The organism is Nonomuraea sp. NPDC051298 (assembly GCF_055586305.1).
Genome location: NZ_JBVJIM010000003.1, coordinates 706,382 through 731,373, shown reverse-complemented (window position 1 = coordinate 731,373; position 24,992 = coordinate 706,382). Strand labels below are relative to the sequence as shown.

The 24,992-nt window shown below is 73.2% G+C and carries 19 protein-coding genes; 7 read left to right on the top strand and 12 right to left on the bottom strand.

The genetic code is table 11. The features are described 5' to 3' along the window. The first annotated feature begins 5 nt into the window (after window positions 1-5). Window positions 6-1,382 carry a tetratricopeptide repeat protein gene (locus ACZ6S0_RS13430; protein ID WP_465916065.1) on the top strand — a complete coding sequence of 459 codons (1,377 nt, stop codon included), beginning with the start codon at window positions 6-8 and terminating at the stop codon, window positions 1,380-1,382. A 57-nt stretch (window positions 1,383-1,439) separates the two neighbouring features. Here the strand turns inward: ACZ6S0_RS13430 and ald are convergent, their stop codons facing one another. Together ald and ACZ6S0_RS13420 are read right to left on the bottom strand one after the other, a co-directional pair. Beyond that, entirely contained in the window at window positions 1,440-2,549 is a 1,110-nt protein-coding gene (gene ald / locus ACZ6S0_RS13425) for an alanine dehydrogenase (protein ID WP_465916064.1), read from the bottom strand. A gap of 70 nt (window positions 2,550-2,619) precedes the next feature. Continuing rightward, window positions 2,620-4,002 carry an aspartate aminotransferase family protein gene (locus tag ACZ6S0_RS13420; RefSeq protein WP_344874478.1) on the bottom strand — a complete coding sequence of 461 codons (1,383 nt, stop codon included), beginning with the start codon at window positions 4,000-4,002 and terminating at the stop codon, window positions 2,620-2,622. Between the two features lie 319 nt (window positions 4,003-4,321). Here ACZ6S0_RS13420 and ACZ6S0_RS13415 point away from each other — a divergent pair, with 319 nt between their 5' ends. Next, on the top strand, window positions 4,322-5,677 hold the full coding sequence (locus tag ACZ6S0_RS13415) for a M20/M25/M40 family metallo-hydrolase (RefSeq protein ID WP_465916063.1): 1,356 nt from the start codon (window positions 4,322-4,324) through the stop codon (window positions 5,675-5,677). Window positions 5,678-5,838: 161 nt separating this feature from the next. Here ACZ6S0_RS13415 and ACZ6S0_RS13410 read toward each other — a convergent pair whose 3' ends face one another. From ACZ6S0_RS13410 to ACZ6S0_RS13395, 4 genes are all read right to left on the bottom strand, one after another. Continuing rightward, entirely contained in the window at window positions 5,839-6,027 is a 189-nt protein-coding gene (locus ACZ6S0_RS13410) for a hypothetical protein (RefSeq protein ID WP_465916062.1), read from the bottom strand. A gap of 53 nt (window positions 6,028-6,080) precedes the next feature. Further along, window positions 6,081-6,671: an ArsR/SmtB family transcription factor gene (locus ACZ6S0_RS13405; RefSeq protein ID WP_465916061.1), complete on the bottom strand. Its 591-nt coding sequence runs from the start codon at window positions 6,669-6,671 to the stop codon at window positions 6,081-6,083. Window positions 6,672-6,743: 72 nt separating this feature from the next. Next, window positions 6,744-7,244: a pyridoxamine 5'-phosphate oxidase family protein gene (locus ACZ6S0_RS13400; RefSeq protein WP_465916060.1), complete on the bottom strand. Its 501-nt coding sequence runs from the start codon at window positions 7,242-7,244 to the stop codon at window positions 6,744-6,746. 127 nt (window positions 7,245-7,371) lie between these two features. Further along, the gene (locus ACZ6S0_RS13395; RefSeq protein WP_465916059.1) at window positions 7,372-7,902 is read right to left on the bottom strand and encodes a cysteine dioxygenase family protein; all 531 of its coding nucleotides are present in this window, start codon (window positions 7,900-7,902) and stop codon (window positions 7,372-7,374) included. A 110-nt stretch (window positions 7,903-8,012) separates the two neighbouring features. Here ACZ6S0_RS13395 and ACZ6S0_RS13390 point away from each other — a divergent pair, with 110 nt between their 5' ends. The 4 genes from ACZ6S0_RS13390 to ACZ6S0_RS13375 all read left to right on the top strand — a co-directional run bounded on the left by ACZ6S0_RS13390 (window position 8,013) and on the right by ACZ6S0_RS13375 (window position 16,670). After that, complete coding sequence (locus ACZ6S0_RS13390; protein WP_465916058.1) at window positions 8,013-8,873, top strand: LysR family transcriptional regulator; 861 nt, start codon at window positions 8,013-8,015, stop codon at window positions 8,871-8,873. 21 nt (window positions 8,874-8,894) lie between these two features. Next, a complete protein-coding gene (locus ACZ6S0_RS13385; protein WP_465916057.1) occupies window positions 8,895-9,521 on the top strand; it encodes a LysE family translocator in 627 nt (208 codons plus the stop codon). Between the two features lie 98 nt (window positions 9,522-9,619). Next, complete coding sequence (locus ACZ6S0_RS13380) at window positions 9,620-15,943, top strand: hypothetical protein (RefSeq protein WP_465916056.1); 6,324 nt, start codon at window positions 9,620-9,622, stop codon at window positions 15,941-15,943. A gap of 64 nt (window positions 15,944-16,007) precedes the next feature. After that, a complete protein-coding gene (locus ACZ6S0_RS13375; protein WP_465916055.1) occupies window positions 16,008-16,670 on the top strand; it encodes an alpha/beta fold hydrolase in 663 nt (220 codons plus the stop codon). A gap of 15 nt (window positions 16,671-16,685) precedes the next feature. On the opposite strand, the gene ACZ6S0_RS13370 is transcribed toward ACZ6S0_RS13375, so the two are convergent. The 5 genes from ACZ6S0_RS13370 to ACZ6S0_RS13350 are packed head-to-tail and all read right to left on the bottom strand — an operon-like array spanning window position 16,686 to window position 22,875. Then, window positions 16,686-18,272 carry an acyl-CoA synthetase gene (locus tag ACZ6S0_RS13370; RefSeq protein WP_465916054.1) on the bottom strand — a complete coding sequence of 529 codons (1,587 nt, stop codon included), beginning with the start codon at window positions 18,270-18,272 and terminating at the stop codon, window positions 16,686-16,688. Next, entirely contained in the window at window positions 18,272-19,420 is a 1,149-nt protein-coding gene (locus ACZ6S0_RS13365) for a thiolase domain-containing protein (RefSeq protein ID WP_465916140.1), read from the bottom strand. The genes ACZ6S0_RS13370 and ACZ6S0_RS13365 overlap by 1 nt, the downstream gene beginning before the upstream one ends. 2 nt (window positions 19,421-19,422) lie before the next feature. Then, window positions 19,423-20,442: a thiolase domain-containing protein gene (locus ACZ6S0_RS13360; protein ID WP_465916053.1), complete on the bottom strand. Its 1,020-nt coding sequence runs from the start codon at window positions 20,440-20,442 to the stop codon at window positions 19,423-19,425. Further along, window positions 20,439-21,338 (bottom strand): Zn-ribbon domain-containing OB-fold protein, encoded by a 900-nt coding sequence (locus ACZ6S0_RS13355; RefSeq protein WP_465916052.1) that lies wholly within the window; start codon window positions 21,336-21,338, stop codon window positions 20,439-20,441. Before ACZ6S0_RS13355 ends, ACZ6S0_RS13360 begins: the two co-directional genes overlap by 4 nt. After that, window positions 21,328-22,875, bottom strand: a complete 1,548-nt coding sequence (locus tag ACZ6S0_RS13350; protein ID WP_465916051.1) for an acyl-CoA synthetase — start codon at window positions 22,873-22,875, stop codon at window positions 21,328-21,330. The genes ACZ6S0_RS13355 and ACZ6S0_RS13350 overlap by 11 nt, the downstream gene beginning before the upstream one ends. A gap of 116 nt (window positions 22,876-22,991) precedes the next feature. Here ACZ6S0_RS13350 and ACZ6S0_RS13345 point away from each other — a divergent pair, with 116 nt between their 5' ends. Continuing rightward, window positions 22,992-23,801 (top strand): crotonase/enoyl-CoA hydratase family protein, encoded by an 810-nt coding sequence (locus tag ACZ6S0_RS13345; protein ID WP_465916050.1) that lies wholly within the window; start codon window positions 22,992-22,994, stop codon window positions 23,799-23,801. A 40-nt stretch (window positions 23,802-23,841) separates the two neighbouring features. Here ACZ6S0_RS13345 and ACZ6S0_RS13340 read toward each other — a convergent pair whose 3' ends face one another. After that, window positions 23,842-24,948, bottom strand: a complete 1,107-nt coding sequence (locus ACZ6S0_RS13340; RefSeq protein ID WP_465916049.1) for an NAD(P)H-dependent flavin oxidoreductase — start codon at window positions 24,946-24,948, stop codon at window positions 23,842-23,844. Window positions 24,949-24,992: the final 44 nt, after the last annotated feature.

Here is a 24,992-nt window from a genome sequence, read left to right as displayed (position 1 = left end):
TCGCCATGGCCTGGCAAGGAGAGGTGGCGGTACCGGCGCCGCGCGTGGGAGACGAGCCCGAGTTGCTGGCCGCCGCGCGGGCGGGCGACGCGCGGGCCGCGCACCGGCTCGGCAAGCTCTACGCCCAGCACGGCGACCGTGCGGCCGCCCGGCTCTGGTGGGAGCGGGCGGCGGCGGGCGGCAACGTCGACAGCGCCTACAACCTGGGCATCTGGCACGAGAAGCACGGCAGCCTGGAAGAGGCCCTCACCTGGTACGAGGCCGCCGCCGGCACCGGCGACGCCGAGGCCGCCACGAACCTGGCCACGCTCCTGCTGGAGCAGCGCGGCGACGCGGTGGCCGCCCGCGCCTGGTTCGAGACCGCCGCCGCGACCGGGTCCCGTACGGCCGCGCGCAGGCTGGCGCTGATGTGCGAGGACGCGGGCGAGCTGGGCCCGGCCCGCGACTGGTACCGGCGGGCGGCCGACGACGGCGACGTGGCCTCCGCCCACGACCTGGGGTTCCTGGCCTACTGCTCGGGCGACGACGCGGAGGCCCTGCGGCGGTGGGAGTGCGCGGCCCGGGGCGGGCACGCCGAGTCGGCGTACTGTCTGGGGCTCTATCTGCACGCCAGCCGTGATCCCGAGGGCGCCGAGGCGTACTACCGGCTGGCCGCCAGGAGCGAGCATCCCGGCGCGGCCTCGCGGCTCGGCGGGGTCGCGCTGGCCCTGGGCGACCTGCGTACGGCGCGGGGCTGGTTCGAGCAGGCGGCGGGCGCGGGGCGGGCGCAGGACCAGCGGATGGCCGGGTTCGTCTGCGTGGAGCTGGGCGACCCGGCGGCGGCCAGCCACTGGTTCGGCCGGGCGGCGGCCGGCGGCGACGCCGAGGCGGCCTTCGACTACGGGCTGCTGCTGATCGCCGAGTTCGGCGACCTGGTGGGCGGCGAGCACTGGTTCCGGCAGGCGGCGCGGGCCGGGCACCACGGGGCCGCGGTGGAGCTGGGCGGGCTGCTGTCGGTGGCGGGCGAGCACGGGGAGGCGCGGGAGTGGCTGTCCGACCCGCCGCCGGCCGCCTGGGACCGTCCCGCCGAGCCCGAGCTGACCGCGCGGGCGGAGCTGGCCGCCATCGCCACCGGCCGCCGGGGCGAGGTGCCGCTGGCCGCGGCCGACCTCGCCGAGGTGCTGGCCACCTGGGACCTGGTGACCCGGCCGCTGCACCGCCACCCCGACGTGCTGGCCTGGCTGGTGGCGCGCAGCGGCGTGCACGCCAGCGCGGTGGAGCACCTGGCCTCGGTACGCGGCACGCTGGTACGCCCGGGCACCGCGCCGTGGCCCAGCCCTGGCGAGCTCCAGCACGTCCTGACCACAGCCCGCGACCTGCGCCGCCGCCTCGGAGTGCGCTGACCCGGGCCGACGCCACGGCGCGAGGGCACGGCGGCGCGGCCGTGCCCTCCTGAGCGGTCAGACCAGTTCGGAGACCGGCGTGTACGGCAGGCTGAGCGCCTGGGCGACCGGCTCGTTCGTGAGCCGCCCCGCGTGGGTGTTGAGCCCGCCCGCCAGGCCGGCGTCGGCCTTGACGGCCGCGCGCCAGCCCAGGTTGGCCAGCTTGACCGCGTACGGCAGCGTCGCGTTGGTCAGCGCGTACGTGGAGGTGTTGGCCACCGAGCCCGGCATGTTGGCCACGCAGTAGAAGACCGACTCGTGCACCTTGTAGGTGGGGTCGGCGTGCGTGGTCGGCCGCGAGTCCTCGAAGCAGCCGCCCTGGTCGATGGCGATGTCGACGAGGACGGAGCCCGGCTTCATGCGCGCGACGAGGGCGTTCGAGACGAGCGTCGGGGCCTTGGCGCCGGGGATCAGCACCGCGCCGATGACCAGGTCGGCCTGCAGGACCTCCTGCTCGATCGCGTACGAGGTGGACACCAGCGTCTTGAGACGTCCCTGGTAGACGGCGTCGATGAAGCGCAGGCGGTCGACGTTGGTGTCGAGGACGGTGACGTCCGCGCCCATGCCGACCGCGATCTGCGCGGCGTTCAGCCCGGAGACGCCGGCGCCGATGACGACCACCCTGGCCGGGGCCACACCGGGCACGCCGCCGGGCAGCACACCCCGACCGCCGTTGAAGCGCATCAGGTTGTACGCCCCCACCTGCGGCGCCAGCCGGCCCGCGACCTCCGACATGGGGGCCAGCAGCGGCAGCGCGTTGCCGACCTGCACGGTCTCGTACGCGATGCCGGTCGTCCCGGCCTGGAGGAGCGCCTCGGTGCACGGCCGGGAGGCGGCCAGGTGCAGGTACGTGAACAGCACCAGCCCCTCGCGCAGCCGGTGGTACTCCTCGGCGATCGGCTCCTTCACCTTGAGCACCATGTCCGCGTCGGCCCAGACCTCGTCGGCGCTGTCGCGGATCTTCGCGCCGGCCGCGAGGTACTCCTCGTCCGGGATCTGCGAGCCCAGGCCCGCGCCCCGCTGCACGGTGACGTCGTGCCCGTTGCGCACCAACTCGTGCACGCCCGCCGGGGTGGCGGCGACGCGGTATTCATGGTTTTTGACCTCGGCCGGGACGCCGATCTTCATGGCGGTGGATCCTTTCGGGAACCGGCACTCCGTCGTGCCGGAAGGGGTGGTGAGCCCCCTGGTCAAGGGGCTAGAGCCGCGCCCATGCCTCGCTGAGCACGCCGCGCAGGATCTGTGCGATCTCGTCGAACTCCTTCTGTCCGGCGATCAGTGGCGGGGAGAGCTGGATGACGGGGTCGCCGCGGTCGTCGGCGCGGCAGTAGAGGCCGGCGTCGAACAGGGCCTTCGACAGGAAGCCGCGCAGCAGCCGCTCGGACTCGTCCGCGTCGAACGTCTCCTTGGTGGCCTTGTCCTTGACCAGCTCGATGCCCCAGAAGTAGCCGGAGCCGCGTACGTCGCCGACGATCGGCAGGTCGCGCAGGCCGTCGAGGGCCTGGTGGAAGCGCGGCTCGTTCGCGCTCACGTGGCCGAGCAGGTCCTCGCGCTCGAAGATGTCGAGGTTGGCCAGCGCCACGGCCGCCGAGACGGGGTGACCGCCGAACGTGTAGCCGTGGGCGAACATGGTGTCGCCGTTCTTGAACGGCTCGAACAGCCGCTCGTGCGCGATCATGGCCCCGATCGGAGAGTAACCGCTGGTCATGCCCTTGGCACAGGTGATGATGTCGGGCACGTAGTCGAACTTCTGGCCGCCGAACATGGTGCCCAGGCGGCCGAAGGCGCAGATGACCTCGTCGGAGACGAGCAGGACGTCGTACTCGTCGCAGATCTCGCGCAGGCGCTGGAAATAGCCGGGGGGCGGCGGGAAGCAGCCGCCGGCGTTCTGGACGGGCTCGGCGAAGACGGCGGCCACGGTGTCGGGGCCCTCCATCTCGATGGCGCGGGCCACCCGGTCGGCCGCCCAGATGCCGTACTCCTCGGGGGTCATGCCCTTGACGCCGGTGATCTCGTCGGCGCGGTAGTGGTTGGTGTTGGGCACCCGGACCGAGCCCGGCACCAGCGGCTCGAACATCTGCTTGAACGCCGGGATGCCGGTGATCGACAGCGCGCCCTGCGGGGTGCCGTGGTAGGCGATCTGGCGGCTGATGACCTTGTGCTTGAGCGGCTTGCCGACGAGCTTGTAGTACTGCTTGGCGAGTTTCCAAGCGGTCTCGACCGCCTCGCCGCCGCCCGTGGTGAAGAAGACACGGTTCAGCTCACCGGGGGTGTAGGAGGCCAGGCGCTGGGCCAGCTCGGCCGCCTTGGGGTGGGCGTAGGACCACAGCGGGAAGAACGCCAGCTCCTGGGCCTGCTTGGCGGCGGCCTCGGCCAGCTCGTGGCGCCCGTGGCCCACCTGGACCACGAAGAGCCCGGCCAGGCCGTCGAGATAGCGCTTGCCGTGGATGTCGTAGACGTAGGACCCCTCACCGCGCACGATGGTCGGGATCTCGGACTGCTGGTAGGCGCTGTGCCTGGTGAAGTGCAACCACAGGTTGTCCTGCGCGGCCTTCAGGACGTCGTGTTCCGGCTGCGTCATGGTTATCTTCCCTCGTGTCTCAACTTCCCACAGTCTGCATGCTCACCTGCGGATTGCCAAGCGAATCGGTCGCCGCATTCTGCAAGAAATCCGAGATCCGCAGAACCACTATGTAGGGGCAACGAAATCCGCATGTAGATTAGCGCGCGGGTCAAAACCGCGGCACGCCCCGTTTCCGCAGCGCAGGGCCGGTTGTGATCCAATGAGACGAAACCGCCGCGAACTGCCGGACGCCTGGTCACCCACCGGGCGAGCCCGCCGTCCGCCCGCGAACCGTTGACCCGTGACCTGTTGAGAACGACCCCCGGGGGACCGTCCCGTGACTCCTGACCAGATCGAGAACGCTGTCTCCGCCGCGATGCCGCAGGCCGTCGAGGAGCTCAAGCGGCTGGCCGCCATCCCCTCGGTGGCCTTCCCCGGGCACCCCGAAGAGCCCGTGTTCGCCGCCGCCACCATGACGGAGGAACTGCTGCGTTCCACCGGCCTGCCGCGGGTGCAGCAGTTGCCGGTGGAGGGCAGCTTCCCGGCCGTCTACGGCGAGGCGCCCGCCCCGCCCGGGATGCCGACCGTCCTGCTCTACGCCCACTACGACGTGCAGCCGGCGGGCGACCCGGCCGCCTGGCGCACCCCGCCGTTCGAGCCGACCCTGATCGACGGCCGCCTCTACGGGCGGGGCTGCGCCGACGACAAGTCCGGCGTCATCTCGCACGTCACCGCCCTGCGCGCCTTCCAGGGCCGCTTCCCCGTCGGCATCAAGGTCATCATCGAGGGCCAGGAGGAATACGCGGGCGACCGGCTGGAGGCGTTCGTCGAGCGCAACCCCGACCTGCTGCGGGCCGACGCCATCGTGGTGGCCGACACGGGCAACCCGCGGGTGGGCGACCCGGCGGTGACCACGTCGCTGCGCGGCATGGCCGCCTTCACCATCGAGGTGCGCACGCTGCGGGAGGCCGTGCACAGCGGCTCGTTCGGCGGCGCCGCGCCCGACGCGCTGGCCGCGCTCATGCGCATGCTGACCTCCCTGCACGACGACAACGGCGACGTCCGCGTGCCGGGGCTGCCGCGGGGGTCGTTCCTCGGGCAGGGGCCGTCCGAGGACGAGTTCAGGCGGACGTCCGGGGTGCTCGACGGCGTCTCGCTGGTGGGCTCAGGGTCGCTGGCGGACCGGCTGTGGTCGTCGTACGCGATCACGGTCACGGGGCTCGACGTGCCCTCGGTCTCCGGGGCGGTCAACGCGGTCCAGCCGGTGGCGCGGGCCCGGGTCACCGTCCGCGTGCCTCCGGCCGGCGACCCCAGGACGACGGTCAACGCGGTCGTGGAGTTCCTGCGGCAGGTCGCGCCGTGGGACGTGCAGGTGGCCTTCGGCGACTTCACCGTCGGCGCCGGCTTCCAGGCCGACTCGGGCGGCAAGGCCCGCGCGGCACTCAACCGCGCCATGGAGCGCGCCTTCGGCCGCCCGCCGCGCGACGTGGGCGCGGGCGGCTCGATCCCGCTGGTCAGCACGCTGCTCAAGCAGTTCCCCGCGGCCGAGATCCTGCTGTTCGGCGCCGAGGACGAGGAGGCGGCCATCCACGCCCCCAACGAGCGCGTCGACCTGGAGGAGCTGCGCAGGGTGGCCACCACCGAGGCGCTGTTCCTGCGCGAGCTGAGCCTGCCCTCGGCGCTCGGGGTGTAGCCCGGCCCATCTCGCGGGCCCGGTCCCGCGTGGTGAATCTCACAGGACCTCCGCCCCGATCTCGGGGCGGAGGTCTCGCACGTTTCAAGGACCCCGAGCCCTCCGGCATCGGGGACCGGCCGGGTGGGCGCACGGGGCGGACGGTTCGTCCGCGCCGTTCGTCAGTGGTTCACGGCGCGCCGGTGGATGAGCCGCAGGCCGGTCTCCACCAGGGCCCAGCCCAGGCGGATCTCCCACTCTCGGGCCACCGGGTTGGTGGCCCGAGAGCGGGACAGGCGGTGGTGGTCGGCGTCGGCCCTCAGCTCGCGGGCTCTCACTCGCTCCACGTACAGGTATGAGTCCGGATACATCGGTGATCTCCTCAGATCAGGCCGGAGTGGCGCCGAGCCCGCGGATCGGGCCGTCAGGTGCGGAACGGGAAGCCGTACGCGTGCACGGCGACGTTCTCCCGGCCCGCCGTGTCGCCCGCCTCGCGAGCCGCCTCCCCGCGCCTGCGCCATCTCACGACCAGGTCGTCGATCTCCTGGCCCAGCTCCCCCAGCTCGTCGGCGGTGAGCGACAGCAGGTATTCGGAGCTGAAGGCCGCGCCGCGCCAGCCGGTGCTCCAGGACTGCTTCCCGTCGAGGTACTCGTCGTACATCTCGCCGCGCTGGCGGGCGTAGAGGCGTGAGACGGCGGTGTGGACGGAGGCCCGCTCGGGGGCGTCGTCGAAGTCCGCGTCGCTGGTGGTGATGCCGGTGGCGGCCGGACGCCACCAGCGCTCCCGGCCGTCGCCGCCGTGCCCCTCGGCCTCCTCGATGATGCCGTGCGTGGCGAGCTTGCGCAGGTGGTAGCTGACCAGCGACACGGCCTCGTCCACCTGGTCGGCGAGCTGCGAGGCGGTCGCGGTGCCGGCCACGTAGAGGGCGCGGTAGAGCTTGATGCGCAGCGGGTGGCCGAGGGCCTTGAGCGTGTCGAGGTCTTTGACGCGGGTGGTCTTCTCCGGGGCGGCCATGATCCCAGCGTAGACAGGAAAGGAAATTTGCACAATATTATTTGCGCAAATTTCCTTTCGGAGTCGGGCGGCTCAGAAGCGCCAGCGGGTCTGCGCGTAGTCGCCCTTGCGGAAGCCCAGCACCTTGACCGGCTTGACCTCGAAGACCAGGGCCGGTCCTCCCGACTGGTTGACGAACCCGCCGTCGCCCACCTCGAAGTGCCAGTCCTGGCCGTACTTGGCCTCCCAGGCCGCGGCCAGCTCCCTGAGTCTGTCCGGGTCCGTGACGCGTTCCGCGGAGCCTTCCACCACCAGGTCGAGGCCCTCGTGCAGGGCGCTGGCGCCGGTCGTGAGCGCGCAGTGGCGGTTGGACTCCAGGTTCCTGGCCTTCTGCTCCTCGCCGCCGGTGCAGAAGTAGAGCGCGCCGTCCCGCCAGACGGCCAGCAACGTGGTGACGTGCGGACGGCCGTCCGCGCGTACGGTGCTCAGCCAGTACGTCTCCGCCCGCTCGAGCTGGGCCCGCGCCTCGGCCCAGGGCGTGGGGGCGGCGTCGTCGGCGCTGAAACGGGCGTCCAGGTCGGTGATCGGCTCCATGGTCGGCTCCCTTGCCCCGTTCGGCCGGGGCGATGCGATGTCGGGTGGTACTACCCGGGCAGACCTGGAGGACGGCGAGAACTCATCGCGGCGCGAGCGGAGCGGCCCGAACGGGCGGCCCCGGCCCTTACCTGACCGGGAGGTCGTAGACGCGGCGTACGCTGCTGCCGAGCCTGGACACGTCGGCCCCGTACACGTGGAGCGAGACGCCGGTCTCCGAGCTGGTGTTGCGGACCGTGTGGATGTCGCCGGGCGGCGCGAAGCCGCTGACCTCCCCTGGCCCGTTGTCGGTCCGCCCGATCTCCACCAGATGGTCGCCCATGTCGCGGTAGAGGGTCTCGTGCTCGATCCCGCTGATGATCCCGAACGTGCACCACGACACGTGGTCGTGGACGACCGTGTCCTGGCCGGGCCGCCACACGACGCCGACGACGGAGAAGTCGCGTTCGGCGTGCAGGATGTGGGAGACGTACCGCTCGGGTGAGCCCGCGCGCTCCTCGGGCGTGAGGAGGTCGAGGCCGGGGAGGTGCTCGCGCATGAGCCCGGCGACGGCGAAGGCGGTCTCGCGGCCGCCGAGCCCGCGGGCGACGATCCTCGACACCCCCGACACGAGGACGTCGAGCCCCGGCCTGGTGACCGTGGTGGCTGTGATATTCATGGTATTCCCCTAGGGAAAATCAATAATCCGGCTTCCCCTTCCACGGTCCTGCATTTCAACCGATAGGTCCAACAGAAGTCTTTTGGGCAATCAATAGATACGATTGATGGATGCTCGACGTCGTACGCCTGCGCGTCCTGGTCGCGGTGGCCCGCAAGGGCTCGCTGACCGCGGCGGCCAAGGAGTTGCACTACTCCCAGCCCTCGGTCAGCCACCACCTGGCCCGGCTGGAGGCCGAGACCGGGGCCAAGCTCGTCCAGCGGGCCGGGCGCGGCATCCGGCTCACCGAGGCGGGCCGCCTGCTGGCCGAGCGCGCCGCGGAGATCATCGGCCGCCTCGACGCCACCGCCGAAGAGCTGGCCGCGCACGTGGGGCTGCGTACCGGCCGCGTGCGCCTGGGGGCCTTCCCCTCGGCGCTGGGCACGTTCATCCCGCACGCGGCCCGGCGGCTCGCCACCGAGCATCCCGGGCTGCGCCTGCACCTCACCGAGACCGAGCCGCCGGAGGCGCTACGGCTGCTGCGGGCCGGGCGGGTGGACGTGGCGGTGATGTTCCGCTACGACGACACCGATCCGGAGGACAGCGGCCTGCACCTGGTCCACCTCCTCGACGACCCCAGCTTCCTGCTCTCGAACGCCCGGCCCGGCGAGTTGGCCGACCACGCCGACTCCGCCTGGATCGCCGGGTGCGACCGGTGCCGCAGCCACCTGCTCGACGTCTGCGAGAAGGCCGGCTTCGCCCCGCGCATCACGTTCACCAGCGACGACATCGTGGCGGTGCAGGCCCTGGTCGCGGCCGGGCTCGGGCTCACCCTGCTGCCGGGGCTCGCCCTCGCCGCCCACCGCCACCCGGAGGTGGAGGCCCGCGAGGTGCCGGGCTCGATCAGGCACGTGTACGCGGCCGTCTACGGCGAACCACCTCACCCACCGGCCACCGAAGCCCTGCTGAAGGCGCTCAGAGAAAGCCTTTGACGTCGCCTCTACCATGACCCCATGCCGGACATCTCAACACTCGCGTTCTTCTGCACGGTCACCCTGGGCCTGCTGGTGGTGCCAGGGCCCGCGGTCCTCTACATCGTCACCAGAAGCGTCTCCCAGGGCCGCGGCGCCGGCCTGATCTCCGTGCTGGGCGTGCACGCGGGCTCCCTCGTCCACGTGGCCGCGGCGGCGCTGGGCATCAGCGCCCTGCTGTCGGCCTCGGCCACGGCGTTCACCGTGGTCAAGTACGTGGGCGTGGCCTACCTGGTCTGGCTCGGCGTACGCAAGCTGATGAGCAGGGAGAAGGCCGAGGAAGCCGTCGAGATCCGGGTGCAGTCGAAGCGGCGGCTGTTCTGGGAGGGCTTCGTGGTCAACGTGCTCAACCCGAAGACGGCCATCTTCTTCATGGCGTTCCTGCCGCAGTTCGCCCAGCCGCACCTCGGACCGGTCGGGCCGCAGATCCTCGTGCTCGGCCTGCTGTGGATGCTGCTGGGCATGGCCTCCGACGGCACGTACGCGATGCTCGCCTCCGCCCTGGCCGGACGCATCCGCGGGTCGGCACTCGCGAGGCGGCGGCTGAACGTCGGCAGCGGGATCGTCTACCTGGGGCTGGCCGCCTGGCTCACAACTGAGAAGGCATGACAAGGCAGGAAATTTCCGGCCCATCGTGCCATAGTGAGAACGAGATCACCCGCTGATCAGGGAGACGGCACGTCGGCACGTAGGTAAGAGGCGGACCCATGGACACGGCACCGCACCTGGACACGGCACCGCACCGCCTCGAACTCGAACGGGTCGGGCTCGAACGGGTCGGGCTCGAACGGGTCGTCGAGGTCTTCTCCGGTCATGACGACCACGTCGGCGTGACCGGCTCCGGATACGCGATCGGCGCCGATCTGGTGCTGACCTCCGGCCAGGTGGTGGCGACCGGCGTCCCCTGTCACGTACGGCCGGCGGGGTCGGCGCGGTGGCTGCGGGCCGAGCCGGTGTGGCGGGGGCGCGGCGACGCCGTACTGCTGCGGGCCGCCGAACCGGCGTGGGCCTCGTCACCGGGGGTCGAGCACACCCGGTGGGCCCGGGTCGCCGCCTCCGGCGATCAGCGGGTGCGCTGCGTGGCCGGGGGGTTCGAGCAGGCGGGGCGGCGGGCCGGGTCCCGTGCCGCGGAGCCGGTGTCCGGCCTGGTGGAGACGCCCACGGGTGCGGTCACCACGGCGCTGACGGCAAGCCTGCCCGGCCGGGAGCCCGACGGCATGCCGATCTCGCTCTGGCGGGGGCTGTCGGGGGCCGCCCTGCTCGCCGAGCCCGCCGGGCAGATCGTCGGCGTGGTCACCCCGAGTCCCGCGGGATACGCCGAGCGGCGGCTCGATGCCGTACCCGTGAGCGCGCTGCTGGTCGACGAGCGCTTCAGGGAGCTGGTGGGCGTACCTCCCGGCTGCCTCGAAACCGTGGCGGAGGACGGCTCCCGGGTGGCCCTGCCCGGCCTGCTGACGCCCGCGCGCGAGCGGTTGCCGGAGGACCGCGCGGACTGGACGGTGCTGATGGCGCGGCACGCGGTGGTGCCGTTCCTGGGGCGGGACGAGGAGCTGGGTGAGCTGCGGTCCTGGGCGGCCGGGCCGGACACCCTGTCGACCGCCTCGTCGACCGCCCTGTCGATCGCCGTCGTGACCGGTCGCGCGGGAATCGGGAAGTCCAGGCTGGCGGGCGAGCTGTGCGCGGAGCTGGCGGCGGCGGGCTGGGACACCGGGTTCCTGCCGCTCGACGCGGTGTGCGGCCTGCTGTCCAGGGACGTCCGCCTCGACGCGCCACGGCCGACGCTGGTCGTGGTCGATCGGCCCGAGGGGTCGTCCCCGCTGGTGGGCGAGCTGATCCGGCACCTGGCCGAGCACGGGCACAACCCTCGCGTACGGCTGTTGCTGCTGGTCAGGGAGCCAGGGGAGATGGACTGGTGGCGGCGGCTGGACACGGCGGCCGGTGGCCGCCTCAGGCGGCTCAACACCACGACCGTGCCGCTCAACGCCCACCCGCTCACGCTGGCCGAGCGCGGGGAGCACGCGCTGGCGGCCATGAAGGCGTACGCGCCGAGCCGGGCCGCGCTCCCCGCCCCGCCGCGCCTCGACGACCCGGAGTACGGCCTTCCCCTCCATGTCCACCTGGCCGCTCTGCTGCGACTGCGCGACGCGAACGGCGAGGAACCGGCGGCGTCCGGCACCCGTGGCCATGACGTGGAGGAGGATGCCGCCGCACCCGGCGACGGCGTGCCCGGCGGCAGCGGAGGGGCGGCGGCGGTCAGGGGTGGGCTGCTCGGGCGGTTCGTCGCGCGGGAGTGGGATCAGTGGGCGCGGGTCTGGCCGGGCGGCGAGGAGCGACTCGGCGACGTGACCGCGCGGCAGGCCGTGGCGGTGCTCGTGCTCACCGCGCCCACCCCGGCCGAGCTGCCCGGCCTGCTGACGGCCGTGCCCGGGATCCGCAGCCGCACCCCGGCCACACCCCCTCCCGGCACCACTTCGACCGCCAGCACCGCGCCGACCGGCAGCACTGGGCCGACCGGCGGCGCTGGGTCGACGAGCGGCGCTCGGGCGGCGGGCGGCGCTCGGGCGGCGGGCGGCGCTCGGGCGGCGGGCGGCCCCGGGGCGACGGGCCTCGCTCAGATGACCAGTGGTGCCGTGAGCGTGGCTCGCTGGCTGGGGCGCGTCTTCTCCGGACCGCTCGGGCCGGACCTGGTCGCCGAGCGGTTCCTGGGCGAGGTCGAGGACCTGGACGCGCTCGTGCTCGCCGTCCACGACCACGAGGGCCGTACGACCGGGCATCTCGTACGCATGCTGGACGTCCTGCGGCGCTCGACGGGCGCGGAGCGGGCCAGGTCGGCGCTGTGGTCGCTGATCGCCAGCCGGACCGGGAGGCTGGTCGCGGAGGCGGTGGCCAACCCCGGCACGCGGCTCGGCGACGTGCTCGACGCCGCGTTCAGGTCGTTCTCCGACGACCGGCAGCTCGCCGAGGCCGCGTCCGCGCTGCCGATGCTGCCGATGCTGCCGCCCCACGTGACCAGGCCGGACCCACGGGCGGGCCTCCTTGGGCTGGGCGCGGGTGGGTTGGGGCTGCGGGCGCTCAACGTGACGCTCGCCGAGCTGACCGTGCGGCATCGACGTAGTACCGGTGAGCGGCTCGCCTCGGCCGGGGCGCTGACGTGGCTGTCGGGCGCGCTGACGGCCGCCGGGCGGGTGGGTGAGGCGGTCGTGGCGGCGGCCCAGGCGGTGGAGGTCTACGCGGGCGCTCCCCCGTACGAGGAGGCCGCCGGGCGGGCGGAGGCGCTGTTCGGGCTGGCGGCGTGCCTGCTGCTCGGCGGTGAGGCCGAGGGCGCGCTGAAACCGGCGCAGGAGGCGGCGGCCAGGTTCCGCGTGCTGGCCGAGGACGATCCCCGCTACGGGGAGCGGGCCGCGCGGGCGCACTACAACGTCGCGTGCGCGCTGCTGGGGAGCGGGCGGCTGGGTGAGGCCGTGGCGGCGTTCGAGGCGGCGGGTGGCGACGGCGCTTTCGCGGCAGACGTGTCGGGTGTCCTGGCCGTGGTGTCCCGGCCCGAGGACGCTGCGGCGGTGCCTCCGTCCCCAGCGAGGGAGTCCGGAGGGTCGAGGGGAGACCGCCGGGTGTTCCCCCCGGCTCCGGCGGCGGGCGAGTCCGGTCGGGGTTCGCCGGACGACCACCCGACCCCGCCCATCCGCGAGGTGCTCGGCCTGGGGCCGGGGGCCTACGTTCAGCCGTCCCAGGTCGTGGCGTCGGGAGGCGGGCACGGGAGCGCGTCAGGCGTCGCGGGACCCGTGCGGGTCCCCGACCCGATGACGCCGTTCGAGGGGACCGGCGTCGCCGACGCGCTGCCCGAGCTGGCCGGGTGTCTCGCCGTCGCGGCCACCGCCGCCGTCGGGAACGTGGCCACGACCAACAGGGACGTGGCCCACCGGCTCCACCTGATCGCCGCCTGGCTGGAGACGCGGGCCAGTCCGTCCGACGCGCTCGTGCCGGCGGCCGAGGCGGTGGCGCGGCTGCGCGGTCTGGCCGCCGAGGAGCCCGTGCTGCGGGCCATGCTGGCGACCGCCGCCACCGCGCTGTCCCGGCTGCACGCGTCGGTGGAGGACCTGGACGCGGCCGTCCGGTCCGCCGCCGAGTCCGTACGGAACCTGCGCGCCCTCGTCACGCTCGACCCCGGCGAACACCGCCCCGCCCTGGCCGGGCAGCTCCTCGACCTCGGCGAGCTGCTGCTGGTCGACGACCGGCCGGAGGCGGCGCTGGAGCCGGTGCAGGAGGCCATGGCCATGGCGGGCGAGGGGCACCCGGCCACGCGGGCGAGGGGCAGACGGCTGCTCGGCCTCTGCCTCGACGGCCTGGGCCGCGCCGAGGACGGATCGGCCCAGCTCGTCCTGGCCGCCGAGCTGTACGACGGGCTGGGCGCCGGCGACGCCTCCTTCCTGGCCCATGGCCGCGAGGTACGGGCCATGCTGCGCCTACGCCCGATACGGACCGCGTCCGGCCATGACCGCGACGACGGTGAGCCGTGGTTGCCGACGATGGTCGCCGACCGGCCGGAGGAGTCCGTGGGCAGGGCGGAACGACGGCTGGCCGAGTGCAGGCAGGCCGTCGAAGGCGTCGACACGCCGGAGATCGAGCACGTTCATGCGTATCTGTCCGCGCAGGCCGTGCTCGCGCGGGCCTGGGCCGACACGGGGCGGGCCGCGGACGGGTACGCGCTGGCCACGCAGGCGGCCGAGCTGCTCCGGCGGCAGGCCGCGCCCGACCGGCCGCACGCGATCGCCGTGGGCATGGTCGCCGCCGCGCTCGGACGTTCGCTCGTGGGGCTCGGCCGCCATGACGAGGCCATCGGGCACCTGCGCACCGCCATGGAGTCGTACGAGCCGCACACCGGGACGAGCGCCGCGATCCGTACGGAGTTGGCCGAGCTGATGACCCTGGAGGCGGTCGCGCTGTCCCGCACCGCGAGCCCGCCCGAGGTGGCGGCCGCGGCCGATCGCCTGGTCGGGGTGTACGGCGAGCTGGTGGCCGAACAGCTCCAGAGCCCCCTGGCCCTGGCCGGAGCGCTCCGCCTGCAGGGCGGCGTCCGCTTCACCCGGCACGACGCCGAGGGCGCGCTCCAGTCGGTCAACCGGGCGCTCGGCCTCATCCCGTCATCGCCCGGTGAGCGGGAACGCCTGCTCGCCGCCGCCTGCCTGGAGCTGGGCGGGCTGTGCCTGGCCGAGTTGGGCGAGAGCGACGCGGCCGAGGCCAGGCTGGCGGAGGGCACGGCGGCCATGGCGCGACTCGCGCCCGTCCCCCGCGATCTGGTCGGGGTGCATCTGCTGGCGTTGATCCGGCTGGCGAGGCTGCGGGTGGAGGGAGAGGGACCGGCCGCCGCCGTCGCCCTGTACCGGCGGGTGCTGGACCTGCGGCCGCTGCCCGGCGCGGATGCGCTCGACGCGCTCGTCGAGGCGCTTTCCCGGTTCGCGAACGAGGTCACGGCCGTGGCCGAGTTGGTGGGGCCGCTCACCGCGTTCACCGAGGCGCTGGCGCGGGAGGTGCCGCTGGGCGGGGCCGGAGGGCTGGAGACGTACGAGCGGTACGGCCGGTGCCTGGCTACGTTCTCGGCCGCCGCCGCGCGGGCGGGCGACACCGCCGCCGCCGACCAGGTCGCCGAGCTGAACGTACGTGTCCACCGTGGTCTCGCCGCCGTCTCCGGCGCCTACCGCGAGCCGCTCGGCACGGCCCTCGCCGCCCTGGCCGCCCCCGGGCTCGCCGTTCTGGAGCAGGCCGTCGATCTGCTCGGCGACCGCCACGACCGTACGCTCGTCGAAACCCTGCACCGCTACGCGGCCGAGCTGCTCGACCAGGGCCGGGCCGTCGAGGCTCTGGCGCACTGCGAGCGCGCCGCGGACCTGTGCGACGAGCTGGAGGACCCGGCCGTCGCCGCCGTCGTCTACGCCCAGCTCGGCCGCACCCTGGCCGCGCTGGACCGCCCGCGGGCCGCCCTGGAGGCGATCGCCTGGTCGCTGGCCGAGCTGGACCGGGCGGGAGAGGCGGGCCTGGAGCTGCGGCGCGTGCGGGCGCGGGCGATCCAGGTGCGGGGGCGGATGCTGCGGGTGTTCGGGCAGGGGCAGGAGGCGATGACGGACCTGGTGGAGGCGCTGCGGCTGTTCACGGAGCTGCCGGAGCCGACGGCCGCCGCCGAGACCGCCGCGCTGATCGCGGACGACCTCCTGGCCGCAGGACGCCCGCAGGAGGCCGCCGGGTACGCCAGGATCGCCACGACCGGCCACGAGCCCGGCACGGTCAAGCACGCCCTGGCCACCCAGCGGCTGGCCGGGTGCCACATGGTGCTCGGGGCGTACATCGAGGCCGACGTCCTGGTCGGGGAGCTGATCCGGGTGGCCAGGCGGTCGCCGGACGACCTGACGTACCGGGCGATCCTGGCCGACTCGCTGGCGCAGAGCTCCGAGCTGCTGCCCCTGCTGCGGCCGGACGGCGGCGTGGAGGCGGAGACCCGGGCGCGCGAGGCCATCGCGATCTACGACGAGTTGCTGACCACCGGCGTGAACGCGCAGGCCCTGCACGTCAGCCGCGCGGGCGCCTGCCTCTCGCTGGCCTCGGCGCTCAGGACGCGGGCGCTGGCGGCCGAGGCCGTGCTGCCGCTGCGGGAGGCGGTGGCGGCGCTGGAACGGTTCTCGCCGGGCAACCCGCTGCAGGCGGGGCTGTTGTCCAGGGCCATGCTCATGCTGGGCGACGCGCTGATGGAGGCGGACCGGGCGCTGGAGGCCGGGCTGGTCTTCCACCGCAGTACGCAGGTGGCGCGGGACGCCCTCTCCCGGGCGGTGGCGCACGCCCGGCTCGGTTTCTGCCAGCGGGAGCTGGGCAGGGACGACGCCGCCGACGCGGCCCTGCGCGTCTCGGCGGACCTGCTGCGCGACCTGCCCCGGGCGGAGGGCGGCGACCTGCGCCGCGACGTGCTGCAGGCCCGGCTGAAGCTGCTGGAGAAGGCCGGCCGCGGCGAGGAGGCCCAGGCCGTCGAGGACGAGCTGCGCCGATGAGGCGCAGGCCGCCGAAGCTGAGCCGCGCCGACGAGTTTTCCCGCCGCCGCCGGTCAGTACCGTCATGACAACCTTCGCTCTCATCCACGGCGGCGGCGGCAGCTCCTTCGACTGGCACCTGCTCGAAGCGGAACTGCGTGCCCGCGGGCACGACACGGTCGCGGTGGACCTGCCGATGTCCGACCCCCAGGCAGGGCTGTGGGACTACGCCGACACCGTCGTCCAGGCGATCGGCGAGCGCCGGCCTCTCGTGGTGGTGGCCCACTCCTGGGGTGGTTTCGTCGGTCCGCTCGTCTGCGCGCGGGTGGAGGCGGCCGCGCTCGTCCTGGTGACCGCCATGATCCCGAGTCCGGGCGAGTCGCCGGAAGAGTGGTGGGAACGCAGCGGCTACCAGACGTCCGGCATCGAGGACGACTACCAGCTCTACTTCAACGACGTCCCGCGCGAGCTGGCCGACCGGGTGCTGGCCCACGACGGCCCGCTCGCCGAGAAGATGAGCATGGACCGCGCCAGCGGCGAACCGTGGCCGCTGGCGGCCTGGCCGGAGGTGCCGACGAGATACCTGCTCTGCCGCGACGACCGCCTCTTCACTCCCGAGTTCGTCCGCCGGCACGTGCGGGAGCGGCTCGGCATCACCCCGGACGAGCTGCCCGGCGGCCACATGGTGCCGTTGTCGCGGCCGGGCGAGCTGGCCGCCTATTTGGCGCGGGTCCTGCCCACCGGGTGAACGTGCGGCGCGCCTTCAGCGCTCGGCGTTCTCGACGATCTCGCGCGCCCACCGGTAGTCGGCCTTGCCCGCCGGTGAGCGCACCATCTCCGGTACGAACGCGTACGTGCGCGGCACCTTGTACCCCGACAGCAGCTTCCTGCAGTGCGCGTCCAGGTCGGCGGCGGTGACCTCGACGCCCGGCCGCGCCTCGACGACGGCGGCCACCCTGCTCCCCCAGCGCTCGTCGGGCACCCCGGTCACGACCGCGTCGAACACCGCCCGATGCCCCTTGAGCACGGCCTCGACCTCCTCGGGGAACACCTTCTCCCCGCCGGTGTTGATGCACTGGGAGCCGCGGCCGAAGATGTTCACGGTGCCGTCGGTGCCGACCGTGGCCAGGTCGCCGGTGAGCAGCCAGCGGGTGCCGTCCTCGTCGGTGACGAACGTGCGGGCGGTCTTGCCGGGGTCGTTGTAGTAGCCGAACGCCACCCGTCCCGACCTGGCGACCGTGCCGAGCTGCCCGGAGCCGGGCTCGACGGGCCGGTGCCGCTCGTCCAGCACGGCCAGTCTGACCATGGAGTTCGGCTGGTAGCGCAGGCCCTTCTCGGGCGAGGAGCCGGCCACGCCTGAGGCCGTGTAGCCGGACTCGGTGGAGCCGAAGCTGTCCAGGATCATGACGTTGGGGAGCAGCTCCTGGAGACGGTCGCGGACCGCGCCGGACAGGATCGCCCCGGTCGAGCTGACCACGAACAGCGAGGAGGCGTCGTAGCCGCCGCCCTCCAGGGCCTCGGCCAGCGGTCTGGCCATGGCGTCGCCGGTGATGTTGAGGGTGAACACGCGCTCCCGCTCGACCGCCCGCCACACCTCGTCGGCGTCGAACTTGCGCACGTACACCATGGCCGAGCCCATCCAGAAGGCGATGAACGTGGCCATCTGCGCGGCCCCGTGCATGAGCGGCGGCGCGGCCATCATCACCATGGGGTTGGCCTTGACGGCCTCGTCGACGACCTCCTGCGGGGTGGTGCGCGGCTCGCCGTACGGGTTGCCGCCGCCGAAGCCCATGAACAGGTCCTCGACGTGCCACATCGCGCCCTTGGGCAGGCCGGTGGTGCCGCCGGTGTAGATGATGTAGACGTCCTGGCCGGAGCGCGGCGCGAAGCCCCGTTCCGGCTTGCCGCGCCCCAGGGCGGTCGCGTACGGCACCGCCGAGCCGATCGACGGCGGCCCGCCCACCGCGACGAGGTGCTCCAGCCGCGGCGCCTCGTCCGCCACGGCGGCCACCCGCGGCTCGAACTCGACGTCGTAGACGAGCGCCCGCAGGTCGGAGTCGCGGTAGAGGTAGAGCAGCTCGGCCTCGACGTAGCGGTAGTTCACGTTGACGGGCACGGCCCTGATCTTGAGTGCGGCGAGCAGGCCGGCGACGTACTCGATGCCGTTGCAGAGGTGCAGGCCGACGTGGTGGCCCGGCCCGATGCCCAGGTCGAGCAGGTAGTGGGCGAGCCGGTTCGACTCGGCCTCCAGCTCGGCGTAGGTGCGCCGCTCCTGACCGCAGACGACGGCCGTCCGGTCCCCGATCATGTCCGCGAGCCCTTCGAACAGGTCAGCGTGGTTGAACTCCATCAGGGTCTCTCCCGTCCGACGATCCACATCGCGAAGAACTGGGCTCCCCCGCCGTAGGCGTGGCCGAGCGCCGTACGGGCGCCGTCCACCTGGTGCTCGCCGGCCGTCCCGCGGACCTGCATCGCGGCCTCGGCGAACCTGATCAGCCCGGACGCCCCGATCGGGTTGCTGGACAACACCCCGCCCGAGGCGTTCCACGGGATGTCGCCGTCGAGCGCGGTGGCGCCCGACTCGGTGAGCTTCCAGCCCTCGCCGTCCGCGGCGAACCCCAGGTTCTCCAGCCACATGGGCTCGTACCAGGAGAAGGGCACGTAGATCTCGGCCACGTCGATCTGCCGTCGCGGGTCGGCGATGCCGGCCTGGCGGTAGACGTCGGCGGCGCAGTCCTTGCCCGCCTGCGGGCTGACCGTGTCGCGCGCCGCGCGGAAGATCGGCTCGGAGCGCATGGCCGTCCCGTGCACCCAGGCGGGGGTGCCGGTGACCGCCGACTCCGAGGACAGCACGATGGCGCAGGCGCCGTCGCTGGAGGGGCAGGTCTCCAGGTAGCGGATCGGCTCCCAGAGCATGGGCGTGGACTCGACCATCTTCTGGTCGATGCCGGGGATCTTGAGGTGCGCGTACGGGTTCTTCAGCGCGTTCAGCCGGTCCTTGACCGCCACCAGCGTGCCGATGTGGCCGGGCGCGCCGGACCTGCGCATGTACTCGCGGATGTGCGGCGCGAAGTAGCCGCCCGCGCCCACCACCAGCGACGAGTTGAACGGCAGGTGGGTGGACAGCGCCCAGGTGGCGTTGGACTCCGACTGCTTCTCGAACGCCACCACGAGGACGCGCTCGTGCACGCCGCCCTGGATGAGGCTCGCGCCGACCAGCGCGGTGGAGCCGCCGACGCTGCCGGCCGTGTGCACGCGCATCATGGGCTTGCCCGCCGCGCCGAGCGCGTCCGCCAGGTACGCCTCCGGCATCATCACGCCCTCGAACAGGTCGGGCGCCTTGCCGATGACCACGGCGTCGATGTCCTTGAACGTCAGCCCGGCGTCCGCCAGCGCCCGCAGGGCCGCCTCGCGCACCAGCCCGGCGATGGAGACGTCGCTCCGCTTGGTCGTGTAGTGCGTCTGGCCGACGCCGATGACCGCGCACCGGTTTCCCATCGTCATCCCTCCAGGACGGTCACGAGGTTCTGCTGCAGGCAGGGGCCGCCCGCGGCGTGCCCGACCGTACGGTTCGCGGCGCCGTCGTGGATGCGCCGCGCGGCCTCGCCGATGCGGATGAGGCCCGTGGCCATGACGGGGTTGGCGGCCAGCGGGCCGCCGGAGGGGTTGATCCGGGTGTCGCCGCCCAGGTCCAGGGCCCGGCGCAGGAGGATCTCCTCGTGCGGGAACTGGGCGTGCAGCTCGGCCACCTCCACGGGGCCCTTGCCGACCCCCGCGGCCCGTGCGGCGTCGGCCGCGGAGACGGACCTGGCCAGGTCACGCATGCCCAGGTAGTGGGGTTCTGTGCGGTGGGCGATGCCTGTGACGTAGGCCGGGTTCGCGCACAGGCGTCCGGCCAGGTCGCCGGTGGCGAGCACGATCGCGGCGGCCCCGTCGGTGAGGGGCGGGACGTCGGTCCGTTTGAGCGGTCGCACCGCGAAGTCCTCGCCGTCGGGCTCGGGCAGGTCGAGCGCGTACGGGTTGCCCCGCCCGTCGGCCCGGCTCCGCCGGACGATCTCGTCCAGTTCCTTCCTGTCGGCGCCCACCGCGTTGGCCTGGAGTGCGGCGTAGGAGAGCTGGTCGAGCCCCAGCGGCGCCAGGTAGTACGGGTCGAGCTGGAGGGTCATGATCGTCCGCAGGTCGCCCAGCGACGACTTGCCGAAGCCGTAGACCAGGGCGGAGTCCACGTCGCCGTGCTGGAGGCGGACCCACGCCTCGTACAGGGCCCAGGCGCCGTCCATCTCGACGTGGCTCTCCGAGATCGGCGGCCAGGCGGCCAGCGCGTCGAGCGCCGACACGAACGAGAACGGGGCACCTGCCAGGTAGTCGCAGCTTCCTGAGCAGGTGAAGCCGAAGCGGGTGAGCCCCGTGCGCTCCTTGACCTCGTCGATCACGGGCGCGATCAGCTCGGGCTCGGTCAGGCCGGTGTCGTGGGCGGTGTGCCGCGTCTGGGCGAACGCGACGATGGCGACCTCTCTCATGACAGCTCCACGTCGGGCTCGCCGGTGGGGGCGAACCAGCGAACGTTCGCCATCGACGCCGTGCGCTCGCTCTCGGGGACCCAGACCGCCCTGACCCGCATGCCCTGGCGCACCTCGTGGGCGGGCACGTCCCCGATGAGCGCGATGAGGGGGATGTCGGTGGTGTCGAGCAGGATGTACGCCGACACGAACGGCACCTGCGGGGCCCGGGGATCAGGCAGGTTGTTGATGGCGAACGTGGTGATCGTCCCGGTGTCGGGGAGTTCGAGCGTCTCCGGGATGGCCGCTCCGCATTCGGGGCAGGAGAGCCGGTAGGGCACGTACACCTTCTGGCAGCGCTCGCACCGGCCGCCGAGGAAGACGCCGCGCTCGACGCCCGACAGGAAGACCCGCAGCGCGCCACCCGCCTGGAGGCGGTATTCGGCGCGCACGTTGGACACGATCTTCGTGACCTCGGGGACGAAGTGGGAGATGTCGGTGATGTGACCGGTGGGCCGGTCGCGCCAGACCGGCCAGACGCGCATGCCCGCCTTGAGCGCCTTGGGGTCGCCCGGGTCCAGGGCGTGCACGAGTGCCGTGTCCGCGCCGTCGAGCCGGATCAGCGCCCAGGCGAAGGGGCGGTCGAGGGGGTGCGCGTCGAGCGGCTCCGCCACCCACGCCCACGTGGTGACCGTGCCTGCCGGGCCGACCTCGGCGTACTCGCCGGTGACGGGCTCGCCGGTGGCGGGGTCGTACTCCAGGGGCGGGACGAGCACGCGGCCCTCCGCCGTGCGCACCCCGACGATGCGGCCGGCGCGCAGCTCGCTGAGGAACCGGCCGATCACCGGCCCCGTCGTACGCGTGTAGCCGCCGGGGAACTCCAGGACGTGCTGAGCGACCAGCGGATCAGATGGCACGGTCGTGTCCCTCCCAGTACGGGTCGCGGAGCCTGCGTTTGAGCAGCTTGCCGTTGGGCTCGCGGGGCATCTCGGCGATGAAGTCGATGGTCTTGGGCCACTTCATCCTGGACAGCCGGCCCTCCAGCGAGGCCAGCAGCTCGGCGGCCAGCTCGGGGCCCGGCTCGGCGCCGGGCGCGGGCTCGACGACTGCCTTGATCTGCTCGCCCCACTCCTCGTCCGGGATGCCGAACACGGCCACGTCGGCCACCTTGGGGTGGATCATCAGTTCGTTCTCGATCTCGGCCGGGTAGATGTTCGCCCCGCCGGAGATGATCAGGTCGGCCTTGCGGTCGCAGAGGTAGAGGAAGCCGTCCTCGTCCAGGTAGCCGATGTCGCCGACGGTGAAGTGGTCCTCGAGGCGGTTCGCGGCGGTCTTGGCGGGGTCGCCCTTGTACTCGAACGAGGCGCCCATCATCTTCATGTAGATCGTCCCGGGGGTGCCGGTGGGGACGGGTTCGCCCTGCTCGTCGGTGATCAGCAGCTCGCTGATCGGCCAGGCCCGCCCGACCGTGCCGGGATGCGCCTTCCACTCCTCGGGCGTGGCCAGGGTGCCGCCGCCCTCGGTGGCCGCGTAGTACTCGTACACGCAGTCGCCCCACCAGTCGAGCATCGCCCACTTGACCGGGACGGGACAGGGGGCGGCGGCGTGGATCATCCAGGTGAGCGAGGAGAGGTCGTACCTGGCGCGGGTCTGCTCCGGGAGCGCGAGCAGCCGCTTGAAGTGGGTCGGGACGAGGTGGGAGTTGGTGACCCGGTGGCGCTCGCAGAGCGCGAGCATCTCCTCGGCGTCCCACTTGTCCATGTAGACGAGGGTGTGGCCCATGTGCAGGGCCGTGCCGCCGAACTGGGTCACGGCCGTGTGGTAGTTCGGGGCGGTCACCAGGTGGGCGTTCGGGCGGCCCTGGGTGATGCCGAACAACCCGAGCAGGAACGTCATCAGCTCGGCGGAGTCGTCCGGGTCCAGGCCGCTGAGCGGCCGTCTGACGCCTTTGGGCTTGCCGGTGGTGCCGGAGGTGTAGTGCATGGTGGCACCGGCGGTGCGGTCGGCGGGGGCGGTGTCCTGACGCCCGCCCGTCAGCTCGCTCAGGGTCCGGAACCCCGGCGACTCTCCCCCGGTCAGGAAGCGGCGCTCGGGCGCGATGGCCTCGGCCGCGCGGGCGCCCTCCGTCAGGAAGCGGGGGTGCACGAAGAACGCCTGGGCCTCGCTGTCGGAGACGATGTAGGCGATCTCGGGGCCGGTGAGGTGCCAGTTGATCGGCGTGTAGTACCAGCCGGCCTGCAGGGCGGCCAGGTAGAGGACGAGACCGTCGGCCCCGTTCGGGACCAGGCCGCTGATGCCGTCGCCGGGCCGGAGGCCGAGCGCGCGCAGGCCGTGGACGAGACGGTTCGAGCGGGCCAGGAGGTCGCCCGCGCGGTGCCGCGTGCCGTCGGGATCCACGGCCGCGATCCACTCGGGATCCGCCTGCGCGAGCCTCCAGAAACCGAGCGTGCCCATCTGATCTCCTCAGCTCAGGGCGTGCAAAACAGGAACCTGTTCTCGTTTGCTGGTGGGAGCGTATCCTGGGCCAAAGTTCGTAGCAAGCGCTTGATTTAGCGACTTCGGAGGCACCCGTGGAGCTCCTGCCGATCAGCACGCCGCACTGCCGGATCGAACGCGACGGCCACGTACTGACCGTCACCATGAACCGGCCGGAGGCCCGCAACGCGCTGTCCTCGGACATGCTGGTCGGGCTGGCCTCGGCATGGGCGTACGCGTCGGCGGAGCCCGGGATCCGGGTGGCGATCCTGACGGGCGCGCAGGGCACCTTCTGCTCCGGGGCCGACCTCAAGGCCATGGGCGCGCCGTCCGCCGATCCGGTGGTGCAGGCCAGGGCCGCGCGGATGCCGAACTTCCACTGGAAGGGCCTGCTGCGGGAGGACCTGCCCACCAAGCCGGTCATCTGCGCGGTCGAGGGGTACGCGGTCGCGGGCGGCACGGAGCTGCTGGTCGGCACGGACCTTCGGGTGGTGGCGGAGTCGGCCACGCTGGGCCTGTTCGAGGCCAGGCGGGCGCTGTTCCCGATGGGCGGCAGCGCGGTGCGGCTGCCCCGGCAGATCCCGTACAGCCACGCCATGGACCTGCTCCTCACGGGCCGCGCGGTCACGGCGGCGGAGGCACTGTCGATGGGCCTGGTCAACCGCGTGGTGCCGGACGGGCAGGCGCTGGCCGCGGCGCACGAGCTGGCCGACGACGTGGCAGCCGCCGGCCCGCTGGCGGTGCGGGCGATCCTGCGGACGTACCGGGACACGCTGGGCCTGGCGGAGGCGGACGCGCTGAAGGTGTCGGACGAGCTGGGCTGGCCGGTGATCGGCTCGGAGGACGCCAAGGAGGGTGCCCGCGCCTTCCGCGACAAGCGGCCGGCCGTCTACGAGGGACGCTGACGGGCGTCCACGGGCACGGGGACGGGGACGGGCCGCCTGGTCAGTCGGCGGTGAGGCGTCCGAGACGCTCCAGGGCCTCGGCGTACTCCGCCACGAGGTCGTAGACCACGTCCTTCGCCGAGCGCACCTGGTTCAGCACGCCGATGATCTGGCCCGCGGGGAACGTGGCCAGCTCGGCGGCGTCCGAGCGGCCGATGCGGCGCAGGGCGTCCGACACCAGCATGAACTGCAGCGGCATCGGCAGCGTCCCCGGCGACTCCTCCGACTCCCACGCCTGCGTCCACTCGTTCCTGAGCAGCCGGGCGGGCTTGCCCGTCCAGCTCCGCGAGCGCACGGTGTCGCGGGACGTGGCCGCGAGGATGCGGCGCCTGGCCAGCTCCGGGGTGTCCGCCTCCTCGACCGTGAGCCACAGGGAGCCGGTCCACACGCCCTCGGCGCCGAGCGCGAGCCCGGCGGCCATCTGGCGGCCGTTGCCGATGCCGCCCGCGGCCAGCACGGGCACGTCCACGGCGTCCACGACCTGGGGGATGAGCACCATGGTGGAGATCTCGCCGGTGTGCCCGCCGGCCTCGGTGCCCTGGGCGACCACCACGTCCACGCCCACCTCCACCTGCTTGAGCGCGTGGCGCGGGGTCGAGGCGAGTGCGGCGACCCGCACGCCGCGGGCGTGCGCCAGCTCGACGACGTCGGCGGGCGGCGGGCCGAGCGCGTTGGCCAGGAGCGCGATGGGATGGCGCAGGGCGACCTCGACCTGAGGCCGCGCGGTGGCGTCCGTCCAGCCGAGCAGGACCCTCCCCGCGTCGGCGTCGGCCGACAGGGGCGGGACCCCGTGCCGGGCCAGGAGGTTCTCGACGAACGCCCGGTGCCCGTCCGGGATCATGGACCGCAGGCGGCCGACCAGCTCATCGGAGGCGAAGTCCGCGCCTTCGTACGAGGCCGGCATGACGACGTCCACCCCGTAAGGCTTGCCGTCCACGTGCTCGTCGATCCACGCCAGCTCGGTCTCCAGCTCTTCCGGCGTGAAGTAGAGCGCCCCGAGCACCCCCATGCCCCCGGCCCGGCTGACGGCGGCGACCACGTCCCTGCAATGGCTGAACGCGAAGATCGGGAGCTCGATTCCGAACAGGTCCGTGACACGGGTCCGCATGGCCTGACAATACGTCCGCGGGTCAGCAAACTGCAACGCGTTCT